Annotated in this window: 15 protein-coding genes; 3 read left to right on the forward strand and 12 right to left on the reverse strand. The window is 70.5% G+C overall.

Annotated elements, in window-relative coordinates; genetic code table 11:
- Window positions 1–7 precede the first annotated feature (7 nt).
- The 8 genes from BC793_RS28905 to BC793_RS28940 all read right to left on the reverse strand — a co-directional run bounded on the left by BC793_RS28905 (window position 8) and on the right by BC793_RS28940 (window position 9,688).
- On the reverse strand, window positions 8–1,258 hold the full coding sequence (locus BC793_RS28905; RefSeq protein WP_146246490.1) for an MFS transporter: 1,251 nt from the start codon (window positions 1,256–1,258) through the stop codon (window positions 8–10).
- Between the two features lie 21 nt (window positions 1,259–1,279).
- Window positions 1,280–2,398, reverse strand: a complete 1,119-nt coding sequence (locus BC793_RS28910; protein ID WP_109598204.1) for an LLM class flavin-dependent oxidoreductase — start codon at window positions 2,396–2,398, stop codon at window positions 1,280–1,282.
- A gap of 70 nt (window positions 2,399–2,468) precedes the next feature.
- Window positions 2,469–3,737 (reverse strand): LLM class flavin-dependent oxidoreductase, encoded by a 1,269-nt coding sequence (locus BC793_RS28915; RefSeq protein WP_109598206.1) that lies wholly within the window; start codon window positions 3,735–3,737, stop codon window positions 2,469–2,471.
- Window positions 3,730–4,683: an LLM class flavin-dependent oxidoreductase gene (locus BC793_RS28920; RefSeq protein WP_109598208.1), complete on the reverse strand. Its 954-nt coding sequence runs from the start codon at window positions 4,681–4,683 to the stop codon at window positions 3,730–3,732. Before BC793_RS28920 ends, BC793_RS28915 begins: the two co-directional genes overlap by 8 nt.
- Window positions 4,680–6,209 (reverse strand): nickel ABC transporter ATP-binding protein NikE, encoded by a 1,530-nt coding sequence (nikE, locus tag BC793_RS28925; RefSeq protein ID WP_109598209.1) that lies wholly within the window; start codon window positions 6,207–6,209, stop codon window positions 4,680–4,682. The genes BC793_RS28920 and nikE overlap by 4 nt, the downstream gene beginning before the upstream one ends.
- Window positions 6,206–7,054 carry an ABC transporter permease gene (locus tag BC793_RS28930; RefSeq protein WP_109598211.1) on the reverse strand — a complete coding sequence of 283 codons (849 nt, stop codon included), beginning with the start codon at window positions 7,052–7,054 and terminating at the stop codon, window positions 6,206–6,208. Before BC793_RS28930 ends, nikE begins: the two co-directional genes overlap by 4 nt.
- A gap of 85 nt (window positions 7,055–7,139) precedes the next feature.
- The gene (locus tag BC793_RS28935) at window positions 7,140–8,060 is read right to left on the reverse strand and encodes an ABC transporter permease (RefSeq protein WP_109598213.1); all 921 of its coding nucleotides are present in this window, start codon (window positions 8,058–8,060) and stop codon (window positions 7,140–7,142) included.
- Complete coding sequence (locus BC793_RS28940; protein ID WP_109598215.1) at window positions 8,057–9,688, reverse strand: ABC transporter substrate-binding protein; 1,632 nt, start codon at window positions 9,686–9,688, stop codon at window positions 8,057–8,059. The genes BC793_RS28935 and BC793_RS28940 overlap by 4 nt, the downstream gene beginning before the upstream one ends.
- Window positions 9,689–9,815: 127 nt before the next feature.
- Between BC793_RS28940 and BC793_RS28945 the strand changes: the two genes are divergently transcribed.
- Window positions 9,816–11,759, forward strand: coding sequence for a sulfatase-like hydrolase/transferase (locus BC793_RS28945; RefSeq protein WP_307784567.1), 1,944 nt, complete (start codon window positions 9,816–9,818; stop codon window positions 11,757–11,759).
- A gap of 25 nt (window positions 11,760–11,784) precedes the next feature.
- Here the strand turns inward: BC793_RS28945 and BC793_RS49025 are convergent, their stop codons facing one another.
- Both BC793_RS49025 and BC793_RS28955 read right to left on the reverse strand, forming a co-directional pair.
- Entirely contained in the window at window positions 11,785–14,073 is a 2,289-nt protein-coding gene (locus BC793_RS49025) for a hypothetical protein (RefSeq protein WP_146246491.1), read from the reverse strand.
- 190 nt (window positions 14,074–14,263) lie between these two features.
- Window positions 14,264–14,959, reverse strand: coding sequence for a TetR/AcrR family transcriptional regulator (locus BC793_RS28955; RefSeq protein WP_239169942.1), 696 nt, complete (start codon window positions 14,957–14,959; stop codon window positions 14,264–14,266).
- A gap of 50 nt (window positions 14,960–15,009) precedes the next feature.
- Here BC793_RS28955 and BC793_RS28960 point away from each other — a divergent pair, with 50 nt between their 5' ends.
- Both BC793_RS28960 and BC793_RS28965 read left to right on the forward strand, forming a co-directional pair.
- Window positions 15,010–16,173 carry an acyl-CoA dehydrogenase family protein gene (locus BC793_RS28960; protein WP_109598219.1) on the forward strand — a complete coding sequence of 388 codons (1,164 nt, stop codon included), beginning with the start codon at window positions 15,010–15,012 and terminating at the stop codon, window positions 16,171–16,173.
- A 27-nt stretch (window positions 16,174–16,200) separates the two neighbouring features.
- Window positions 16,201–17,283, forward strand: a complete 1,083-nt coding sequence (locus BC793_RS28965) for a CaiB/BaiF CoA transferase family protein (RefSeq protein ID WP_109598221.1) — start codon at window positions 16,201–16,203, stop codon at window positions 17,281–17,283.
- 2,752 nt (window positions 17,284–20,035) lie between these two features.
- Here the strand turns inward: BC793_RS28965 and BC793_RS28970 are convergent.
- A complete protein-coding gene (locus tag BC793_RS28970) occupies window positions 20,036–21,385 on the reverse strand; it encodes a cellulase family glycosylhydrolase (protein WP_109598223.1) in 1,350 nt (449 codons plus the stop codon).
- 132 nt (window positions 21,386–21,517) lie between these two features.
- A complete protein-coding gene (locus tag BC793_RS28975) occupies window positions 21,518–22,570 on the reverse strand; it encodes a GGDEF domain-containing protein (RefSeq protein ID WP_109598225.1) in 1,053 nt (350 codons plus the stop codon).
- Window positions 22,571–22,593 lie beyond the last annotated feature (23 nt).

A 22,593-nucleotide genomic window follows, 5' to 3' on the forward strand; every position in this document is an offset into this window, starting at 1 on the left:
GAGCCTCCTAAACCGACGGGGCGGTGGCGTGGTGGTTGGTGAGGCGGCGCACGTCGGGCAGGGCGAGGGCGGCGGCGCTGGTCGTGACGATCACGGCGATGCCGACGGCCAGCAGGGGGACGGCTCCGAGGGCCGGGGCGGCGAACCCTACCAGGACGTAGCCGAGCGGCAGCGTCACCAGCGAGCCGAACCAGTCGTAGGCCACCACCCGGGACAGCACCTCGCGGGGCACGTTGGCCTGGAGGGTGGTCTCCCACAGGGTGACGTAGACGGTCATCCCGGCGCCACCGGCGACCGCGGCGGCGATGACCACCGGCAGCGGCGCGGACAGGCCGAGCACCAGCAGTACGGGCACGAACCCGAGCAGCGCCGGGACGCCGGTGCGCAGGGGATGACGCGGGGTGACGCGGGCCATCACCAGCCCGGCCACGACGGCGCCGGCCCCGAACCCGCCGAGGATGAACCCCCAGCCGCGCGGGCCGCCGAGCCCGTCGGCGGCGATCTGCGGGCCGAGCACCAGGTAGGCCGGGATCACGGTGAGGTGGATCAGCCCGGACTGGGCCACCAGCGACCACAGCCACCGCCGGGACCGGAATTCGGCCCAGCCCTCCCGCAGGTCGGCGACGACGCCCGCACCGGCGGCCCGCGGTGCGGCCGTGTCCCGCGGGACCCCGAGCAGGAACAGGGCACTGACCAGATAGGACGCGGCGTCGATGGCGAACACGGTGCCCGGGTTGAAGGCGGCCACCAGCAGGCCGCCGGCGGCCGGGCCGATCAGGCCGCCCAGCGATCGGCCGAACCCGATCAGCGCGTTGGCCCGTTGCAGCGTGGCCGGGCCGTTCAGGGAGGGGATGAGACCGCTCAGGGCGGGCCGGAAGAAGGCGCTGCCCAGCCCGTCGATCGCCGCGAAGATCATCAGGGCGGCCAGCGGCACGTGCCCGGTGAAGATCCAGACCGCGAGGGCGGCCTGGCTGACGCCGCGGGCCACATCGGCGGTCAGCAGCAGCGCACGCCGCGACACCCGGTCCGCCAGCACTCCACCGACCAGGACGAACCCGACGGTCGGCAGGCGGCTGGCGCCCAGCACCAGACCGAGACCGGCGACGCCGTGCCCGCTGGCCAGCACCGCGAACGCCAGCGCCACCGGGGTCATCTGGCTACCGAGGACCGACGTCCAGAAGCCCGCCAGCAGGTTGCGCATCGGACGGCTGAGCGTCCGCGGCCGGCTGACAACATCATGGTCTTCGATACCCGGCACCCGCCGATCATAGGTGACGCGTCAGGCCGGCCATTCCTTGGCGAGCAGCTCGAAGGAGCGGACCCGTTCGGCGTGGTCGTGGGTGATCGTGGTGACCAGCAGCTCGTCGGCGCCGGTGACCCGCTGGAGGGTACGCAGCCCTTCGGCCACCGTCCGCGGCGATCCGGCGAACCGGGTGGCGACCCGGTCGGCGACGAGCTGCCGGTCCAGGTCGGTCCACTCGTACGCCTCGGCCTCCTCGATGCTCGGGAACGGGACGGCACCGAGACCCGAGCGGATGCTGCGGACCCAGACGGCGAACGGCTTCGCCAGCTGCCGGGCGGTCGCGTCGTCCTCGGCCACCAGCACGTCGGCCGAGACCATGACGTACGGCTCGGCGAGGGCCGCCGACGGCACGAACGACTCCCGGTAGGCCCCGACGGCCTCCAGCACCTTCGCCGGGGCGACGTGGTAGTTGGCGGCGAACGGCAGCCCTCGGGCCCCGGCGGTACGGGCACTCTCCCCGCCGGAGCTGCCGAGCAGCCACACCTGAAGGTCGGCGCCGGCGCCCGGGGTGGCGGTCACCGCGTTGCCCTCGTCGTCGACGACCGGCCCGGCCAGCAGCGCCTCGATCTGGTCGAGCACATCACTCAGGCCGAGCGGGTCGGCGCCCGGCTGGTGCAGGAACCTTCCGGCCAGCTCGGTGCGTTTGGAGGCGAAGATCGGCGCCCAGGAGAACGGTTTCGGGATGAGCAGACCGTCGACGACCCGTTCCTGCTGCTCCTTCTTCTCCTCCTCGAGCAGCCGCTTCACCTCCTTCCCGGCCTGCCCGGAGCGGCCCAGCCCGAGGTCGAACCGGCCCGGGTACAGCGCGTCGAGCAGCCCGAACTGCTCCACGATGGACAGACTGGTCTGGAAGCCGGTCTGCACGGCGCCGGAGCCGAGCCGGATGTGGTCGGTGACCGCGGCGATCTGGCCGAGCAGCAGCGCCGGCTGCGAGCTGGCCACCCCCGGGGTGAAGTGGTGCTCGGCCACCCAGTAGCGGTGATAGCCGAACTGCTCGGCCCGGCGGGCCAGGTCGAGGGTGCGGCGCAGGGCGTCACGCACGTCACCGCCGGAGACCAGCGGGGCGAGATCGAGGATCGACAGGGGTACGGGCATGGCTACCGCCCTTTCCGTCGGCACACCGGGAACCGGTCGAGGTTCCTCATCGGGTTCAGCTGCGGGAGTCTCATGCCAGCCCCAGGTTCTCGCGCAGGGTGGTGCCGGAATACCCGGTCCGGAACACGCCGCGTTCCTGCAGCAGCGGGACCACCCGGTCCACGAAGTCGTCGAGCCCGGCCGGGGTGAGGTGCGGGACGAGGATGAACCCGTCACAGGCGCCGGTCTGCACGTACTCGTTCAGCAGCTCGGCGACGCGGGCCGGGGTGCCGATGAAGTTCTGCCGCCCGGTGACCTCGATGATCAGGTCCCGGATCGACAGGTTCTTCGCCTCGGCGCGGGCCCGCCAGTCCCGGGCGGTGGCCAGCCGGTCCGGGTACATGCCGGCGCGGCCCTTGATGATCGTGTCGTCCTCGTCGAGCACCGGATCGATGTCCGGCAGCGGCCCCTCGGCGTCGTATCCGGACAGGTCGGTGTTCCACAGCTGTTCCAGCAGCAGGATCGCGGTCTGCGGGCTGACCTGTAGCCGCCTGATGTGGTGGGCCTTCTCCTGGGCGTCGGCGTCGCTGTCGCCGAGCACATAGGACACCCCGGGGATGATCTTCAGGCTGTCCTCGGTCCGGCCGTACTTCGCCAGCCGGTCCTTGACGTCGCGGTAGAACCGCCGGGCGTCGTCGATCCGGTGGTGCCGGGAGAAGATCGCGTCGGAGTGTTCCGCGGCCAGTTCCCGGCCGCCGTCGGAGTCACCGGCCTGCAGGATGACCGGATGGCCCTGCGGGCTGCGCGGCACCCCGAAGCGGCCCCTGATGTCGAACTGGCTGTTGCCGACCGCGACATCGCCGCCGTCGCTGTCCCACAGCGTGCGGGCGGTCGCGATGAACTCCGCGGCCCGGACGTATCGGTCCGCATGGTCGAGGAAGCCGCCGCGCCGGAAGTTCGCACCGAAGAACGCTCCGGGCGAGGTGACCACGTTCCAGGCGGCCCGCCCGCCGGACAGGTGATCGAGGGTGGCCAGCTGGCGGGCCAGTTCGTACGGCTCGTGGTAGGTGGCGTTCAGGGTCCCGGCCAGCCCCAGATGTTCGGTGACGGCGGCCAGGGCGGTCAGCACCGTGATCGTGTCCGGCCGGCCGACCACGTCCAGGTCGTGGATCAGCCCCCGCTGCTCACGCAGCCGCAGGCCCTCGGCCAGGAAGAAGAAGTCGAACAACCCACGCTCGGCGGTCTTCGCGAGGTACTCGAACGAGCTGAAGTCGATCTGGCTGCCGGCCCGCGGGTCGCTCCAGACGGTCGTGTTGTTCACACCGGGGAAGTGGGCGGCGAGGATGATCTGCTTAGGCACGTCCGGCCTCCTGGTAACGGTTGACGGCCGGTCCGAGGCCGAGGCGCTCGCGCAGCACCGGGGTGGCGGACGGCTGGAACAGGCCGCGGCGGCGCAGCTCGGGAACGAGGGCCCCGGTGACGTCGGCGACGTCGGTCACCCGCAGCCGGAACCCGTCGACGCCGGAGACGGTCCACCAGTTCTGGATCAGGTCGGCGAGCTGGACCGGCGTGCCGTTGAAGGTCGCCGCGTCCGTCGGGACGTGGCCGCCGACCGTCAGGTCGGCGAAGACCTTCTTCTCCGGAACGATCCGGCGGACGTGGCGGGCCGCGTCGCCGGCGTCGGACGGCGTCACGAAGAAGACGTCGGCGTCGAGGCGATCCCACACCTGCGGCCCGTGCGCGAGGGCGGCCACGACCGGTTGCCCCTGCGGCGGCCGCGGCACGATCGACGGCCCCTTCACCGAGAAGTGCGGCCCCTCGAAGTCGATGTAGTGCACCCTGTCCCGGTCGATGTACCGGCCGGTCGCCGTGTCCCTGATGATCGCGTCGTCCTCCCAGCTGTCCCAGAGCCGCCGCACCACCTCGATCGCGTCTCCGGCCTCGGCCAGCAACTCCTCGGCCGGCAGCGGTTCCCGGCGGCCGAGCAGCGCCGCCTCGGCCGGGTCCGTGGAGACCCGCACCTGCCAGCCGGCCCGGCCCCGGCTCACCCAGTCGAGCGTGGCCAGGGCGGTGGACAGGTGGAACGGCTCGGTGTGGGTGGTGGTGGCGACCGGCACCAGGCCCACGTGCCGGGTCAGCGGCGCGACCCGGGCGGCGACCTGCACCGCGTCCGGCCCGTACCGCCCGAATCGGTCCTCGAACGTCATGAAGTCGAGCCCGGCGTCGTCAGCCAGCCCGGCCTGCCGGATCCAGTGACCGGCGTCGAACGAGTCGCCGGTCAGCGCGACCGCCAGATGCAACGTCATCGGGAAACCTCCACAGTGGGCACGGCGTCGAGCAACGCCCGGGTGTATTCGTGGCCGGCGTGGTCGAAGACGGCCTTGACCGGGCCCTGTTCGACGACCCGGCCGTCCTTCATGACCAGGACACGATCGGCGATGTCACGGATCACGCCCAGGTCGTGGGAGATGAACAGCAGCGCCGTCCCGTCCGTCTCGCGGATGCCGGCCAGCAGGTCCAGAACCTGCGCCTGCACCGACACGTCGAGGGCGGAGACCGGCTCGTCGCAGATGATCAGACTCGGCCGCGGTGCGATGGCGCGGGCCACGGCGACGCGCTGCCGCTGCCCACCGGACAGCTGCCGCGGGTACCGGTCGAGGACGTCGGCGCCCAGCCCGACCCGCTCCAGGCAGGGTGCCGGGTCCTCACCGCGGGGCAGGGCCTCCCCGACGATGCGGCGCACGGTCCACCGTGGATCGAACGCCGACAGCGGGTCCTGGGCGATCAGTTGCAGCCGGCGCCGCATCGGACGGCGGGCACGTTCCGGAACCCCGCTGAAATCGGCGCCCTCGAACCGCACGTGCCCGGACGTCGGGCCGGCCAGCCCGAACAGCAGCTGCGCCACGGTGGTCTTACCGGACCCCGACTCACCGACCAGCCCGACGATCTCCCCGCGGCGGATCGTCAGACCGAAATCCCGCACGACGGTGCGGTCGCCGTACACCTTGCGCAGTCCGGTGGCCTCGGCGACGACGTCGCCCGGCGCGGTGGTGGTCCCGCGCCATCTCCCGGTGGCGGCCGAGATCAATTCTCTGGTGTACGGGTGACCGGCGCCGACCAGAATCGTGCGGGTGTCGCCGCCCTCGACGATCCGGCCGTCCTTCATCACCAGCACCCGGTCGGCGAGTTTCGCCACGACCGCCAGATCGTGGCTGATCAGCAGCAGCGTCTCCCCGTTCGTGCGGCGTTCGGCGAGCAGGGTGAGGATCTGCGCCTGTACGGTCGCGTCCAGCGCCGTGGTCGGTTCGTCGGCGATCAGCAGCCGCGGCCCGCCGGCGATGGCCGAGGCGATCAGCGCCCGCTGCCGCAGCCCGCCGGACAGCTGATGCGGGTACTGCCGGGCCCGGCGATCCGGTTCCGGCACGTGCACGTCGGTGAGCAGCCGCCGGATGCGCTGGGGCCGGTCACGACGGTCACCGATGCCGTGCGCCCGCAGCACCTCGCCGATCTCCGCACCGACCGTGCGCAGCGGGTCCAGCGACACCAGGGCGTCCTGCAGGATCAGCCCGGCGAACCGGCCGCGCAGCCGCCGCCAGTCTCGGGCGGCGAACCCGCGCACGTCCCGGCCGTCGACGGTGAACGTGTCCGCCTCGACGCGGGCCGCCGGACCGGCCAGTCCGACCAGGCTGCGGGCGGTGACGCTCTTACCGGAGCCGCTCTCGCCGACCAGCGCGACACACTCCCCCGCACCGATCGTCAGGTCGACCCCGCGTACCGCCTCGACCTGCCGTTTCCCGACAAAGGTGACCCGCAGATTCCGGACGTCGATCACGATGGGCGTCCTTCGAAACGGTGCTGCACGTGGCGGCCGATCACGGTGAGGGAGATGACGGTGGCGGTGACGGCGGCTCCCGGCAGCAGTGACGCCCACCAGGCGATGTGCAGGTATCCGCGGCCTTCGGAGAGCATCGCGCCCCACTCCGGCGACGGTGGTTGCGGCCCGAGACCGAGGAAACTGAGGCCGGCCGCGATCAGTACCGCCTCGCCCAGCCCGATCATCGCCAGGACCGGGATCGGGCCGAGCACGTTGGGCAGCACGTGCCGCAGCACCAGCCGCGGCCGGGACGCTCCGAACGCGACCGCGTGGGTGACGTACGGCGCCTGCCGCACCACCAGCGTCTGGGCCCGCACCACCCGGGCGTGGTGCGGTGTGGTGGCGATGCCGATGGCCACGATCAGGCTGGTGGTGCCGGTGCCCGCGATCGCGATGAACAGCAGCGCCAGCAGCACCAGCGGAAACGCGGCGAGCGCGTCGAAACCCCGGCTGAGGGCCTCGTCGGCGACCCGGTGGACGAGCCCGGCGACCACCCCGAGCAGGATGCCCGCGCCGACCGCGATGACGGTCGCCGCCACACCGATGCTCAGCGAGTGCCGGGCGCCGTGCACCACCCGGTCGAAGACGTCCCGGCCGAGTTGGTCGGTGCCGAACCAGTGGGCCGCCGACGGCGCCTCCAGCACCCGCAGCGGGTCGGCGGCCAGCGGGTCGCCGGCGAACAGCGACGGCCACGCCGCCGCGGCCAGCGTCACGAGCAGGACGAGCCCGGCCGCGGTCAGGCCGGGGCGGGGCCGGCGCAGGGTGAACCGGCGCGCCACCGGTCGGGGCAGAGCGAGCGTCACGGCAGTGCCTCCCCGGTTCTGCCCGCCCGGCCCGCGCCCGTGACGTCGCCGTCGGCTGCGGGTGGCCGGTGCCTGGTGCAGTCGGTCATGACGTGCTCCTTCGCAACCGCGGATCGATGAGCAGATAGGCCAGGTCGGCCACCGTGTTGACGACGACGAAGGCGGCGGCCGCGAGCACCACGACGGCCAGCACGACGGGCATGTCGCCGTTGCCGACGGCCTGGAGGGTGACCTGGCCGAGCCCGGGGCGGCCGAAGACCTGCTCGATGATCACCGCCCCGCCGAGCAGCGCACCGGTGAGCCAGCCGAGCAGGGTGACCGCCGGGATGAGCGAGTGGCGCAGCGCGTGCCGCATGAGGACCGCCCGTTCCGTCAGGCCCCGGGCCCGGGCGGTGACCGCGAACGGCTCGTCCAGCGCCCGGTCCAGGCCGTCGCGCAGCACCTGGGCCAGTACCCCGGCGATCGGCAGACCCAGCGTGACCGCGGGCAGCACCAGCGCCGCCCAGCCCTGGTCGCCGGAGACCGGGAACAGCCCGAACCGGAACGAGAACACGCTCAGCAGGACGATCCCGATCAGGAACGGCGGGGTGGACACGATGATCAGCTCGGCGGTGGAACTGGCCCGGCGGACCCACCGGTGCCGGGTGGTGACGGCCAGGACCAGGGCGAGCACCACGCCGAACACGGCCGCCGCGACGGCCAGTCGCAGGGTGGGCGGCAGCTGGTCGCCGATCACCTCACCGACCGGCCGCTGGAGCAGGTAGGAACGGCCCAGGTCACCCTGGGCGGCCCGCCACAGATAGTCCAGGTACTGCACGACGGCGGGCCGGTCCAGGTTCCACTCCGTGATGATCTGAGCCCGGATCTGCGGGGTGTCGGCGCCGTCGCCGATCAGGCTGTCGACGATGTCGCCGGGAGCGGCCAGCAGCGCGAGGTACGCCGCCGTGGCCGCCGCCCAGAGCACGACGGCACCGGAGGCGATCCGCCGGGCGACCGCCCTGGTCACCTGCTCAGCCAGAGGTCGTAGGCGCTGGCCGGCACTCCGGCGGCCGGTTCGAAACCCCAGCCGCCGACGGTCGTCCCGGCGGCGATCTGGTCGGCCGGGGCGTAGAGCGGCAGGATCAGCGCCTGATCGGTGATGGTCAGCTTCTGCACCTGCTGGTACGCGGTCTTCCGGCGCGCCTGATCCGATGCGGCCTGCCCCTGTTCGAGCAGCTCGTCCAGCGCCGGGTCCTGGAAGCCGGTCCGGTTGATCGCGCCGCCGGAGTGCAGCAGCAGGTTCAGGGCGGCTCCGGCGTCGGTGTCGGCGCGGGAGTTGTCGAACACCTCGTACTGCCCGTCGGCCAGCGCCTGGGTGGCGGTGCCCTGGTCGACGACGGCGACGTTCAGGTCGATGCCGGCGCTCTGCTTGACCTGCGCCTGCACGGCCTGGGCCAGCACGTCACGGCGGTCGCGGACGAACGGCGCCGACTGCACCAGCCGTACCGTCAGCCGTTTGCCGTCCCTGGTCCGGAAACCGTCGGCGTCCCGCGCCGTCCAGCCCGCCTCGTCGAGCAGCCTGTTGGCCTTCGCGGCATCGCCGCCGTAGGTCTTCTCCAGCGTCCTGTCGTAGAACGGGCTGGTCGGCCCGACGACGCTCCACGCCCGGGTGGCGCTGCCCCGGTAGACGCCGGTGAGCACCGCGTCCACGTCGACGGCCTCCCGGAACGCCTGCCGCACCCGCAGGTCGTCGAAGGGTGCGTGCGTCGTGTTGAAGTAGTACGAGTACGCCGATCCGGAGTTCAGGCCCCGCGACAGCGACAGCTGCGGGTTCGCCGTGATCAGTGCCTCGTCGGTGGCCGGCACACCCTCGATGATCTGCACCTGGCCGGAGGTGAGTGCCCCGACCCGCACCGACGGCTCCTTCAGGAACCGGTAGGTGATCCGGTCGAGATGGGCGGGCCCGGTGTGCCCGGCACCGGCCGGTGCCCAGTTGTAGGCCGGGTTCTTCGTGAAGACCACCTCCTGCCCGGCGGTGTAGTGATCCAGCAGGAACGGCCCGGTCCCGGCCAGGTCGGGGCCGCCGGCCTTGAGGTTCTTCGCCTCCTTCAGCGACTTCGGCGACACCTGCGCGCCCTGCGGTGAGGAGAGGAAGTCGAGCAGCAGCACGTCCGGCTGCCTGAGGTGGAAGACGACGGTGGCCGGGTCGACGACGTCCACCCTGTCCAGGTTGCGCAGTTGCACGGCCCGCACGGACGGGTTGTAACCGTCGACGGAGAACTGGTCGATGTTCGCCTTGGCGGCCTCGGCGTGGAATCTCGTCCCGTCACTGAAGGTCACGTCCGTACGCAACTTGAAGGTGTAGGTCCGGCCGTCGGCCGACACCTGGTGGCCGGTGGACAGCCACGGCACGTAACCGCCCTGGGTGTCATGGGTGAGCAGGGCCTCGAACGTGTTCCAGACCAGCAGGCGGGCCTTGGCCTGGGCGTACTGGTGCGGGTTGAAGGTGATCGGCTCGGTCTCGACGGCCCAGGTCAGCGATCCGCCGCTGACCGGCCGGCCGGCCGCGGCCGTCCCCTCCCGCGGGGCGGAGCAGGCGGTGGTGAGGACGAGGGCGAGGGCTGTCGCGACGACGGCGGGTCGGGTACGGCGCATGGGCGGTTCCTCCTCTACCACTTTTCCTATCGTCCCTATAGGAAATTGGCAAGAGGCTGAGACCCTGGACACCCAACTTCTCGACCGTCCTCTGAACCATCCCGCGACCGCATGCGTGTCCCATGACGTGCAGCCGACAGACCTCGCCGACCCGCAGAACCCCGACTCGGAGAAGCCCTCCGGGAAACCGGCCGACTCCTCACCGGCCGCCGAGCACTCGGAGCAGTCACCGGAACAGCCCACCGAGGCTGCGCCCGCGGAGGAACCGGCCGAGGTCCCCGAAGAGCCCGCCCAGCCCACCGAGAAGCCCGCGGAGACCGCCGAAGAGCTTCCCGCCGTCGCGGAGAAGGCCGCCGAGGCGACCGAAGAGCCGATCGAGGTCGAGCCGACCGTCGCCGCCGCCGTCGAGGCCACCGAGAAGACCCCGGGCCGGGTACGCCGGATCCTGCGCTCGCCCCGGATGTCCCAGGCACTGAACGTCCTGGCCGGCGTACTCGTCTTCGCCGCACTGCTCTACCCGAACGTCCTGCGCCGCCTCACCCTCGGCAACTTCGCCCGCATCCCGATCGAAGCCGCGTTCGGCATCCTCCTGCTGATCGTGCTCCCCCGCCGCCCCCGCCTCGTCGTCGGCTCGATCCTCGGCGCCGGCCTCGGCTGGCTGATCATCCAGAAGAGCCTCGACATGGGCTGGTTCAAAACCCTGGCCCGCCCCTTCGACGTCATCCTCGACTGGGAACTGTTCGACGACACGTTCAACTTCATCCGCGACTCCTACGGTGCCGCCGGCGCCTGGGGCGCCGCGATCGGCGCGATCGTGCTCGCCGCCGCCGTCGTCGCCATGATGATCTGGGCCGTCCTGCGCCTCGCCGCCCTGATCACCGAACACCGCCGCCGCTCCGCCCTCGCCGCCGCCGGGATCGCCTCGGCCTGGATGCTGTCACTCGCCGTCGGCCTCCAGCTGCTCCCGGCCGTCCCGGTCGCCGCCCGCACCTCGGTCACCTACGCCTGGGACCGCGCCTGGCAGGCCAAGACCGGCATCGCCAACGAGGCCGCCTTCGCCGAGGAGGTCAAGGCCGACCCCTACAAGAACGTGCCCCCCGACCAGCTGCTCACCGCCCTGCGCGGCAAAGACGTCGTGATCACCTTCGTGGAGAGTTACGGCCGCAACGCCGTCGAGTCGCCCAGCCTCGCCGCCGGCACCACCGCCGTCCTCGAGGCCGGCGACGCCAAACTCAAGGCCGCCGGCTTCGCCGCACGCAGCGGCTGGCTCACCTCGTCGACGTTCGGCGGCAACAGCTGGCTCGCCCACTCCACCCTGCTGTCCGGCCTGTGGATCAACAACCAGTCCCGGTACCGCAACCTCACCGCCAGCGACCGCCTCACCATCCCCAGCGCCATGCAGAAGGCCGGCTGGGACACCGTCAGCGTCATGCCCGGCGCCACCCGCGCGTTCCCCGAGGGCAAGTTCTACGGCTACAACCGGATCTGGGACTCCCGCAACCTCTCCTACCAGGGCCCCCGGTTCAGCTGGGCCCAGATGCCCGACCAGTACACGCTGAAGCAGTTCACCGAGGTCGAGTACAACCGGCCCGGACGCAAACCGCTGATGGTCGAGATGCCGCTCATCTCCAGCCACACCCCGTGGGCCCCGATCCCCACCTTCATCGACTGGGATCAGGTCGGCGACGGCTCCGTCTACAACGCGATCGCCGCCGACGGCGCCCAGAAGGCCGACATCTGGTCCAGCGCCGCCAAGGTCCGCCGCGAGTACGGCAAGTCGATCCGCTACACCCTCACCACCCTGATCTCCTGGATCGAGAAGTACGGCAACGACGACCTGGTCCTCGTCTTCCTCGGCGACCACCAGCCGTCCAGCGTCGTCACCGGCGACAACGCCAGCCACGACGTCCCGATCACCATCGTCGCCAAGGACCCGGCCGTCCTCGACCGCATCGCTCCCTGGAACTGGACCCCCAGCCTCAAACCGGCACCCGACGCCCCGGTCTGGCAGATGAACACCTTCCGCGACCGCTTCTTCACCGCCTTCGGCCCCGACGGCGGCACCCACTGAGCCAGGTGTGCGGCGCCGGTCCCGGTCACTCCAGGCGCCGCACACCGCCTGCACCGCCGCGAGCCAGATACGCCCGCAACCGCTCGTGCCGGAACTGGTAGACCGCCCCGTTACGCCGCAACACCCCACGCCCGGCCGCGTCCGCCAGAAACGGCATCAACCGCCACGGCAACCGCCCCCGGGCCGCCAACCACAACCGCACCACGGTGTACGTGAGCCAGGCCGACGAAACCGATGAGCCCAAACCAACCGCCAGAAACCATCCGAACGCCCCCGCCATCAGACCGGCCCGGACGACATACCAGACCGGGGCCGGATCCAACTGCCACATCCCCGCCGACCCGCCCGCCACCACAGCGACCATCGTCACCGCGCTGATCAGCAAAGGCGGCACCAGCAACGTGGCACGGTCACCGCGCAGCGTCCGCTCCGGGTCCCACAACTCGTCCGCCGGAGTCGGCCGGATGAACGCCGACGCCAAGCCGAACACCAGGCCGAGCGGGACACCCAGACCGATCGCCACCGTCGCACCGACGAACAACGCCGAGCCGAGCGGGTCCCGCAACTCCGAGTCATTCCACAGGCCGAGGGACAGACAGAGCGCTGCTCCGATCAGGAACGCCAGCGCCGGCCCCTGGAACCCCTCCAGCGGCGCCGCCACCACCTTCGCCGCCCTGCCCCGGCGGCCCAGCCACACGACGGTCAGCGCCAACTCCCGCCAGACCGGCCGGGTCACCCAGACCGCGGCGACCACCAGGGCGATCGACAGCACGATCAGACCCCGCCCGCCCACCGGGAACAACAGCACCCTGGCGAAGCTCATCGGGGCGACGAAGGCGATCCCACCGACCGCGGCCGTCCTGAGCCGCCGAGCCTGAAACCGCAGATGACGTGGCTCCTCCGGAGTGCTCGCGCCCGGGTAGAAGAACGCGATTCCGCCGACGACCGCGGCGAAGACACCCATCTCCACCCATAGATCGCCCACCAACGCGAAGAACAGCACGAACGGCGCCACAACCCCGGACACCACCGCGAATCGCGCCGCGGGAACAGGTGAACCGGAAACCCAGCCGATACGCCACCACGCGAAGTCCTGTTGCCCCTGCCGATCCAGAAGCCGGGCCAGAAAACCGAGCCAGACCGCCGATCCGGCTGCCGAGAACCGGGACCGCGCCGGCAACCGGTCCGGATACAACGCCGGCAGGTAGCGGTCGAACAGCCGCCGTTCCAGCTCACCGCTCGCGGCGAGTGCGATCAACTCGGCCGGCTCCGAACCCGGCGCCCGGAAGACCGTCCGAGCCAGGTAGGTCATCAGCGGGTTCGACAGCGCGACCGCCAGCGGACCGGACGGATGCCGGGCCAGTTCCCGCGCCACCGCCGCCCATCGGGCCCCATCACCGGCCTGCCCGCCCGGCAGGTATCCGGCCGCCTGCTGCGGGCTCAACGGGTCCAACTCGACGATCAGCGCGCGGTTCAGCGGCTCACCGGTCCCGGACACCGTCGCCGCATACTCCTCGGCCCGGCTCATCACCACCAGCGGGAGGTCGACCAACTCGTTGAGCGCCGACACCGCGGCCGCCCGCTCCTCCGGCCGCATCTCGTCCAGGCCGTCCAGCACCGCGATCACACCACGTTCCGCGATCAGCCGCCCGGCCTCCCGCGCGAGAACCCGCAATCCGTAGCGCCCGGCCAGCATACGGCCCAGCCACGGCGCGAACTCCTCGGTGGACGGACGCCAGCCGGCCATGTCCAGCAGCACCGCCACCGGCTCCCCCGGCCGCCGGTCGGCCAGCAGCCCGCACGTCAGCAGCACCGCCGCCGACGTCTTGCCCGCACCGGGCCGTCCGATCACGACGAGCCGCCGGAACGGCAGCCGCCGCCAGGTCTCCGCCAGATCCTGCACGTCGCCCGCGAGACGCAGCCGGGTCACCCGCACCTGATCCAGGTCGGCCACCTCGTCCGGCGGCACCCCGACCGGCCGTTCGGTGACCCGCCACCGGATGCGCATCGGCGTCGTCCCGCGCAGCCCGCGACGCACCGCCTCCCGCTCCCACTGCCGCCCGGCGAGGCGCGCCAGCCGATCCAGCACATCGTCCGGCTCGGCCACCTGCTCCCGCGCCGGACCGGCCAGCGCCCACAGCGCGAGCAAACCGACCGGGAGCGCGACCGCCGCCCCGGCCGCGCCGAGCACGCTGCCCATCTGGTCGCCGGTGTCCCGAACGTCGGCCGGCAGCGACAGAAACGTCCCGGCCAGCCCGACTACGAAGAGGACGGTCCCGCCCACCGCCCAGAGGATCCGTCGCCGCGAATGCATACCGGCATCGTCCCGCACCGACGTCGAGCCTGTCCTTACTGGACTCTGCACGCCGCCTTGCCCCCAGCGCTGCTCCCATGAGCCGAGGTTCCGCCCCGAACCGGCGAGCTCGGGCACCATGCGTAAGGCATCCTAGGAGGCTAGCTCAAAGCCGGACCGTTTCGTCCGGTGCCTGGACTGTTCGGTCCGCCTATACGGCTTGCGGGAACGCTTGTTCCACCATGGCGACCAGCGCCGTCGACAACAGCACGTGCACCTGCTCGCGGGTCAGTACACCCCGCTGCAACCACTCCTGAGCCGTCCAGATCGCCAGGCCGACATACGACCTGGTCATGCCCCGCAGCGCCGGCGACGGATCCTCACCCATGCCGACCGCACGCAGCACACCCGCCGCGGCGACATCAACGGCCTCAGCGATCACGGCGTTCACATCGGCATCACCGGCCATGCCGCCGGCCCCGGTGGCGGCCAGCCAGGAGGTGCTGTGCCGGGAGACCACGTCAAGGAACCAGCTGACGATGGAATCGGCCCGTTCGGGCAGTTCGCCCTCGGGAAGCTGCTCCAGCGCCACTTCGGGCACCGTCAGCATCACGCGCACCACTTCGAGGTAGAGGTCCTTTTTCGTACCGAAATAGTGGTTGACCAGGCCGCGGGCGACGCCTGCGTCGCGCGCCACGTCGGTGGTGGAGACATCGGCGTAGGGTTTGGACCCGAACAGGCGGATCGCCACCGACAGGATCTGTTCGCGCCGGGCGTCCGGTTCCAGCCGGCGCCGGCGCATCGCCTGGACACTCACCCGCCCGACCTTACGGCACGTCGATCGATAGCCTTCCGAGATGCCCGTTCCATCTATGTCGCCATCGGCGGGAACGATGAATCGCGGCAATTCATACCCAGCTTATTGACACATCGCCAATAGTGTTCGATGGTGGGTCGATGCCGACGCCTGGACTGGACGGTTATGTCGAACCGTGGCGCAAGCCGGAACACGACGACCTGGCCGAGCTCGCGCGCACCTTCTTCACCAAGGAGGTGCTGCCGCACGCCGCCCGCCTGGAGCAGCAGGGGCACCCCGATCGCGAGCACTACCGCCGGGCCGGCGAGCTGGGTCTGCTGGGCCTGTCCGTCCCGGAGGAGTACGGCGGCGGAGGCGGCGACTTCACCCACGAGGCGACGCTGTTGCACGAGCAGACGCTGGCCGGCGAAGGTAGCCTGGGCATCGCCGTGCACAGCGGCATCGTCACCGGCTACCTCAACGACTACGGCTCCGAGGAGCAGAAACGTCGCTGGCTGCCGGGGCTGGTGAGCGGGGAGCTGGTCGGCGCGATCGGCATGACGGAGCCGGACGGCGGTTCCGATGTGCAGGCGATCCGCACCCGGGCGATCCGGGACGGCGACGACTATGTGGTCAACGGTTCGAAGACGTTCATCACCAACGGAATCCTGGCGGACCTGTTGGTCCTGGCGGTGAAGACCGACACGTCCGCACGCGCGCACGGCATCTCAATGCTGGTGTGTGAGCTGACCGGTGACCCGGCCGGCTTCCGCCGCGGCCGCAGGATCGAGAAGATCGGCCTGCATGCCAACGACACGGCCGAGTTGTTCTTCGACGACTTCCGGGTCCCCGCCGCGAACCTGCTGGGGACCGAGGGGTCCGGTTTCATCCAGATGATGCGGCAGCTGCCGCAGGAGCGCCTGGTCATCGGGGTCGGGGCGGTCGCCGCCATGCAGCGTGCCGTCGAGCTGGCCACCGCGTACGCGAAGGAACGTGTCGCCTTCGGCAAGCCGTTGATCGGGCACCAGAACACCCGCATGGTCCTGGCCGAGGTGGCCACGCGCACCCGCGTGTCCCGGGCCTTCCTGGACGACTGCATCCAGCGGCATGCCCGCGGCGAGCTGGACGTGGCGACCGCCGCGATGGCGAAGCTGTATCTGACCGAGGGCCAGTGCGAGGTCGTCGACCGGTGCCTGCAGATCTTCGGCGGTTACGGGTACACGACGGAGTATCCGATCGCGAAGATGTATGCGGACGCCCGGGTCCAGAAAATCTACGGCGGCACCAACGAGATCATGAAGGAGCTGATCTCCCGTGTCCTCTGACGTTCTCCCCACCGATCGGTGCCGCCGGTGACCGCCCTGGCCGGCATCCGCGTGGTGGAGCTGTCCGGTCTGGCCCCGGCCCCGTTCGGCTGCATGATCCTCGCCGACCTGGGCGCCGACGTGGTGCTGGTGGAACGTCCCGGTGGCAACGGACCGGCCGGTCCCCCTCCGGGACCGATGCAACGCGGCCGTCGTACCGTGACCGTCGATCTGAAATCCGAAGCCGGTGTGACGCAGCTGCTCAGCCTGCTCCAGAAGGCCGACGTCCTGGTCGAGGGTTTCCGCCCCGGCGTCGCCGAGCGGCTGGGTTTCGGCCCGGACGTGTGCGAGAAGCTGAACCCCGGCCTGATCTACGCGCGGATGACCGGCTGGGGCCAGGATGGTCCGCTGGCCTCCGCGGCCGGCCACGACATCGACTACATCGCGATCGCCGGCGCCCTGCACCCGCTGGGCCGGGCCGGCGAGAAGCCGCACGCCCCCGTCAACCTGCTCGGCGACTTCGCCGGCGGCGGCATGCTCCTGGCCGTCGGCGTCCTGGCGGCCCTGGTGGAACGCTCCCGCTCCGGCCGGGGCCAGGTGATCGACACGGCGATGGTCGACGGTTCATCACTGCTGATGACCTTCATCCACGGCATGGCCGCGGCCGGTCGCTGGCCCGGCCCCCGGGGCGGCAACCTGCTGGACGGCGGCGCCCCCTTCTACGACACCTATCAGGCCGCCGACGGTGGCTTCCTGGCCGTCGGCTCCCTGGAACCACAGTTCTACGCCGCCCTGCTCGAAGGCCTGGACCTGGCCGACGACCCGGACCTGCCCAGCCAGTTCGACATCAAGGCCTGGCCCGAGTTGCGCCGCCGCTTCACCGAACGCTTCCTGGAGAAGACCCGCGACGAATGGACCGCGATCTTCGAACCACTGGACGCCTGCGTCAGCCCCGTCCTCTCCCTGGCAGAGGCCCCCCTGCACCCGCACAACGAGGCCCGGCGGGCATTCATCGAGGTGGGCGGCATCGTCCAGCCGGCCCCCGCACCGCGCCTGCAGCGCACCCCGGCGAAAACCCCCGCCCCTCCGCAGACCACATCGGTCCCGGAGGTCCTCTCCTCCTGGTCCTGACCTCTCCGGTACGAACCAGAAGTGCCCCACCGCAACGGCCCGGCCCCGGACTACCACGCCACGTGGCTGCCCGGCCCGGGCCGCAGCGCGTCCGCCGGGCTGATGCGGCCCCTCCCCCGCAACCCACAGCACCCACCCGACAGCAGATACACGAAAAGAAACGCCCCAAGTGAACGCGCCGTGTCGAGTTCTGCGACCTGGTGGAGTCGACCGATGACGGCGTACCGAATCCCGAAAAATCGCGGACGGGCACGGGAAGCTCCCCGGAATCTTCAAGAAACCATGCCCGCCTCGCGAACAGCAAGAATCAAGTAATCGCCCAAGATTTGACCTGTGCCACCGAAGAGCGACATAAGCGCGCCCGGAGCCACCCGAATTCATTGAGTGAAACCTCGCACACGGCCCTGCGCCGGCCACCCTAGTCAATAAAATTCCACAGTGGGGCGACCGAGGCAGAAAGGCCATCGGCAACGCTTTCCTGATAGTCAGCCACGCATTCACAGGTCGCGCCCTGATTGGTTTTCGAGCCACATTCCCACTCGACGGCGCACACTGCCCGACCGATCGAACCATCCACGGCGATGCCACAAAGGACAGCCCCACGCCGCCGCCCGGACACACCGTCGCACGCCGCCTCGAATTTCCTGGCGACAACGTCTCGACCCGCAACCCTGCGCGAACCTGCCGCGCCACTCCCACCAGCCGCTGGGTTGGCGGTGGAGCCCAACGCCTCGCCGCGCCAGAAGCCGGCACCTTCACCGAGTTGACCCGACACGGACTTGACTGCCCAGAAGACGCTGATGCAGCGCATGCCGAGGCAACGGACGCCGCCATGGGAGGCACCGATGCGATAGGCGGCAAGGCCGAAGGCAACGACGGCACAGTAGGCATAGACGGATGCCGCGCAACCTTAGGCAGCCACGCGGCACGCGGAAAAGACTGAGTCGGCGCTACCGGAGGCGGCGACGCGACACCCTGCAAAAACCGAGTCGACGCAACCGGAGGCGGCGACGCGACACCCTGCAAAAACCGAGTCGACGCAACCGGAGGCGGCGACGCGACAGAGGGCGAAGACGAGCACGGCGAAGCCGCAGACAACAAAGCGTGCGAAGACGGCAGGACCGAAGACGACGCGACCGGAGACGGCAGCACCCGAGACGGCAGGACCGAAGACGGCGGGACCGAAGACGGCGGCGCGGTAGACCTCGAAACCGAGGACAGTGACGCGACAGAGGCCTGGGCAGCAGGCGGCGGGATGGCAGATCGCTGGGCAGCGGACCCAGACGAGGCAGACACTTCCCGGGGATCCGGAAGCGTGAGCGGAGAAGCAGGCGGATCGGGGCGCGCGGGAACGCTTCGCCCTGTGGACACAGCCTCGCGGATACGGCGCAATTTCTCGGCATGGCGGCGCTGCAATCCCCACGCGCGGTGACGCTCGTGTTCACGCCGAAATTCGTCCCTGGCGGCAGAGTAATTTCGAGACGCGGTTCGGTCCCGCATTGAGGTAATCTCTGCCCGTCCGAACAACGACATCTGCGCCATACCTGAATTCTTCCGGACCCGAGAGCGCGACTGTAAGTATTCGATCATGCCAACCCCGGACTTCACGGGCGAGGAGAATCACATGACCTCACGGTGCAGATAATGATCGATCGGGCGACGCCGCACAGAAAAGATCAGCCGATGACCACGTCCCAGCGGATAGGTGGAGAAGTCAGAAGGACGAGCTTATTGAACGTCACTCCGCACCCGAATACGGCGAAAAACGGTTCGTCCCAACACCACTCAACGCACCGGAGAATGACAGCGTGCCCGGCCATCACCCGGCCATCCGACTCAGATATCTTCATCGGCTGCCAGGCCGACCAACCCGGTCGTCGCTCAGTACCGTGTCCCGCGCCGAAGGCCTGGTGGCCAAGGCTTCTCGGCCCCTGCACCGGCGTCGTCACCAAGTAACACCAGATCTGACTCCGAGGGTTCTCAAGAAACCCGCGCAAGAGTGGATCGGCGGCAGGCCAGAGCAAGGCACGCCACGACCAACTGGTGACGGCGGAGCGACCGCAAGACAAGATCCCCCAGCCGAGGCGGGCGGACCACAGGGTGAAATCCGCCAGTTCAGGATGGGCCGCTCGCAAGGCGAAATCACCGGCCGAGGCGGACCGACCTCAAGACAAACTCACCAACGGAGCCGGGCCGGCCCAAGGCGAAACCACCAGCCGAGGAGGGCCGACTACATGGCGAAATCCACTACCGAAGCCGGGCTCGACCCAAGGCCAAACCACCGGCCTGGGCCAGCCGCAAGGCGAAGTCCGACGAAGCCGTGCTGGCCCAAGGCGAAACCACCGGCCGAGGCCAGCCGCAAGGCGAAGTCCGGCAAGGCCGGGCCGGACCAGGGCAAACCACCGGCCGAGACGGATCGCCCGCAAGCCAGATCCCACCGGTAAAGCTGAACCCACCGCAAGACGAGAGCGCGGGGCGCTGGCGATGGAGGCGGGCCACCCGCAAGGCGAATCCCACCGGCAAAGCTGAACCCACCGCAAGACGAGAGCGATGAGGGGCCGGCCAGGCGCTCACCGCCGTCGCCCACCCCACGTGGGGGCGGTGGCGAGCACCTGGCCGGGTGTTCATGTGCAGGGGATGATTGACAGGGGCAGGGATGGCGCCGGGGCGGGCGCTTCTGCCGCCATCCTACATGGGAGCGCTCCCAAAGCAACCGGCCCGGCCGGGAGAACGACCGGCCGGGCCGGTTGGATCAGGCGGCGGCGCAGGTCACGGTGGGTACGCCGTTGGTTCCGGTCCAGGAGCCGAGGAAGCCGAAGTTGGTGCTCGCCCCGGCTCCGAGGGTGCCGTTCCAGGCGGCGTTGCGGGCGGTCACCGTGGTTCCACTGCTGGTCACCGTGGCGCCCCAGGCGTTGGCGACGGTCTGGCCGTTGGCGTACGTCCAGGTCACCGTCCAGTTTCTGATCGCCGCGCTGCCCGCGGTGATCTTCACGTCGCCCTGGAATCCGCCCTGCCATTGTCCGGTGATCGTATAGGTGGCGGTGCAGGCGCCGGTGGGCGTCGACGGTGAGGGCGACGGGGATGACGGCGTGGGCGACGACGGCGCGGGCGAGCTGGGCTGGACGCCGCCGAAGATGGTGGCCTCGCGGCTGGTGGCCTTGAGTCCGTTGGGCCCGTTGACGATCCGCTCGCCCCAGGTGGTGAGGGAGGCGGCGTCGAAGCCGTTGGTCATGTCGAGGATCGGGTCGGTGTTGCCGGCCCACGACCACCCGAGGTATCCGATGCCGCGGGCCTGGGCCTCGGCCATCAGGGTCTGGTCGTCCACCTCGCCCGGCGCGAACTGCCAGCCGAACTCGCCGATGACCACCGGCCAGTTGTTGTTCTGGAACACGTCGAGGTAGTTGCGGATCGATGCGGCCGTGTTGAACACCGCGTACATGTGGATGGACAGCACCGTGTTGTCGAGCGGGTCGGCGTCGAGGACCGTCTGTGCGTTGTCGCGCATCGTGTACTGCCAGTCCTGGCCCCAGTTCGGGCCGTCGACCATGAGCAGGTGCTCGAAGCCGTTGCTGCGCATCTTCTGGATGGCGGCGACGGTCGCGGCCGTCCACTGGCCGGCGTTGGTGTTGCCGATCGGCTCGTTGCCGATGTTGATGACGACGTGATTCTCCTGGCCGGTGAGCACACTCTTGAGCCCGACCCAGTAGTCGACGGCCTGGTCGAGGCTGTAGGCGGCACTGTCCTCGCCGTACCCGGTGGTGTCGTGGTTCTCCAGGACGCAGATCAGCCGGTTCGCCTTGCACAGGTTGATCACGTTGGTGACGTCGGCGGCGGTGTTGGCGGTCCAGCGGCCGCCGCTGAGGACCACCCGGACCGTATTGGCCCCGGCCGCCTTCATGTCGGCGAACGAGCCGGTCTGCCCGGCGTACCAGGTGTGCATGTGGTTGATGCCGCGCATGATGAAGTTGCTGCCGTTGGCCTCGACGATGTTCCGGCCGCTGACGTGCAGGCCGGTGGCGGCGTAGGCGGGGGCGACGAACGTCAGCACGGATGCGGTGAGGGTGACGAGGACTGCGGCGATGGTGGCCAGTCTTCTCTTCATGACCTGCCTCTTGACGGGGGATGGTGACGGCGTTCACTGAACGCCCCGCCCCGGGCAGTCCCCTGTCACGTCGATTGCCGACGTGTCAACGGCACGTTACCCGGCCACCCCTCGCATCGCAACGGATCGATGTCACGCGGCCGGGCGGGCCTGCTTCTCGCGGTACATGGCGGCGTCGGCCTCGGCGGTGAGGGCGTCGAGGCCGGCTGTGCCACCGGCCGGGCGCAGCGCCACACCGATGCTGACACCGACCGTGACGCGGATGCCGTCGCCGAGGCCGGCGGGCCGGCGGACGGCGTCGCGGATGCGCTCGCTGACGGCGGCGACCGCACCCGTCCCGGCGCCGGGCATCAGGACCAGGAACTCGTCGCCGCCGAGCCGCCCGACGGTCACCCCGGGACCGGCGGCGTCGGAGATTCGGGTACCCACCTCGTACAGCAGGCGGTCGCCGGCGGCATGCCCGTACGTGTCGTTGACCTGCTTGAACCCGTTGAGGTCGAGGAGCAGGACGCCCAGCGCGCCGCCGGTGAGCCGGGCCGCGTACGCGTCGAGGTGGGCCCGGTTGGGCAGCCCGGTGAGCCCGTCGTGGGTGGCCTGGTGCTGGAGCGCGAGCCGGGTCTCCTGAAGGGTGGTGAGCTGCCGGGCGAACGCGGTCGACTGGGATCCGGCGATGATCGCGGTCATCGCGCTGATGCCGAGCACGAAGGCGGTGTCCGGCGAGCCCGGCACGAGGACGAGGAAGGCCACCGACGTGGCCGCGAAGGTCAGCAGGGCGCCCACGAGCTGATGCCGGATCGCGGCGATGGAGATGCTGAGACCGAGCAGGGGCCAGGTGGTCTGTTCGAAGTCCCGTTCCGAGACGGCCACGAACGCGATGATCATGATGGTGTCGAACAGCACCTGGACGGCGCTGAGCAGCGGATACCAGCGGGAGCCGGCTCGTCGCCGGGCCAGCAGGCCCACCAGGTTCGACGCGGTCATCAGCCCGAGTCCGAGCTGGCAGACGAGCATCATGTCGTCGCTGAGCACCCGGGGCGCCAGATCGGTCACGCCGGCCATGTAGATCGCGGTCAGCACCAGCCCGAGGGTGCGGGAGACCAGCTGGGCCGCCTCCACCGCGCGCCGGCGCGACCGCAGCGAGTCGTCGACCGGCGGCACGGCCCGCCAACCGGTCACCTTGCGCACGCGCCTCTCATCGGCAGAGTGCC

It is taken from the genome of Actinoplanes xinjiangensis, assembly GCF_003148685.1.
Lineage (GTDB): Bacteria > Actinomycetota > Actinomycetes > Mycobacteriales > Micromonosporaceae > Actinoplanes > Actinoplanes xinjiangensis.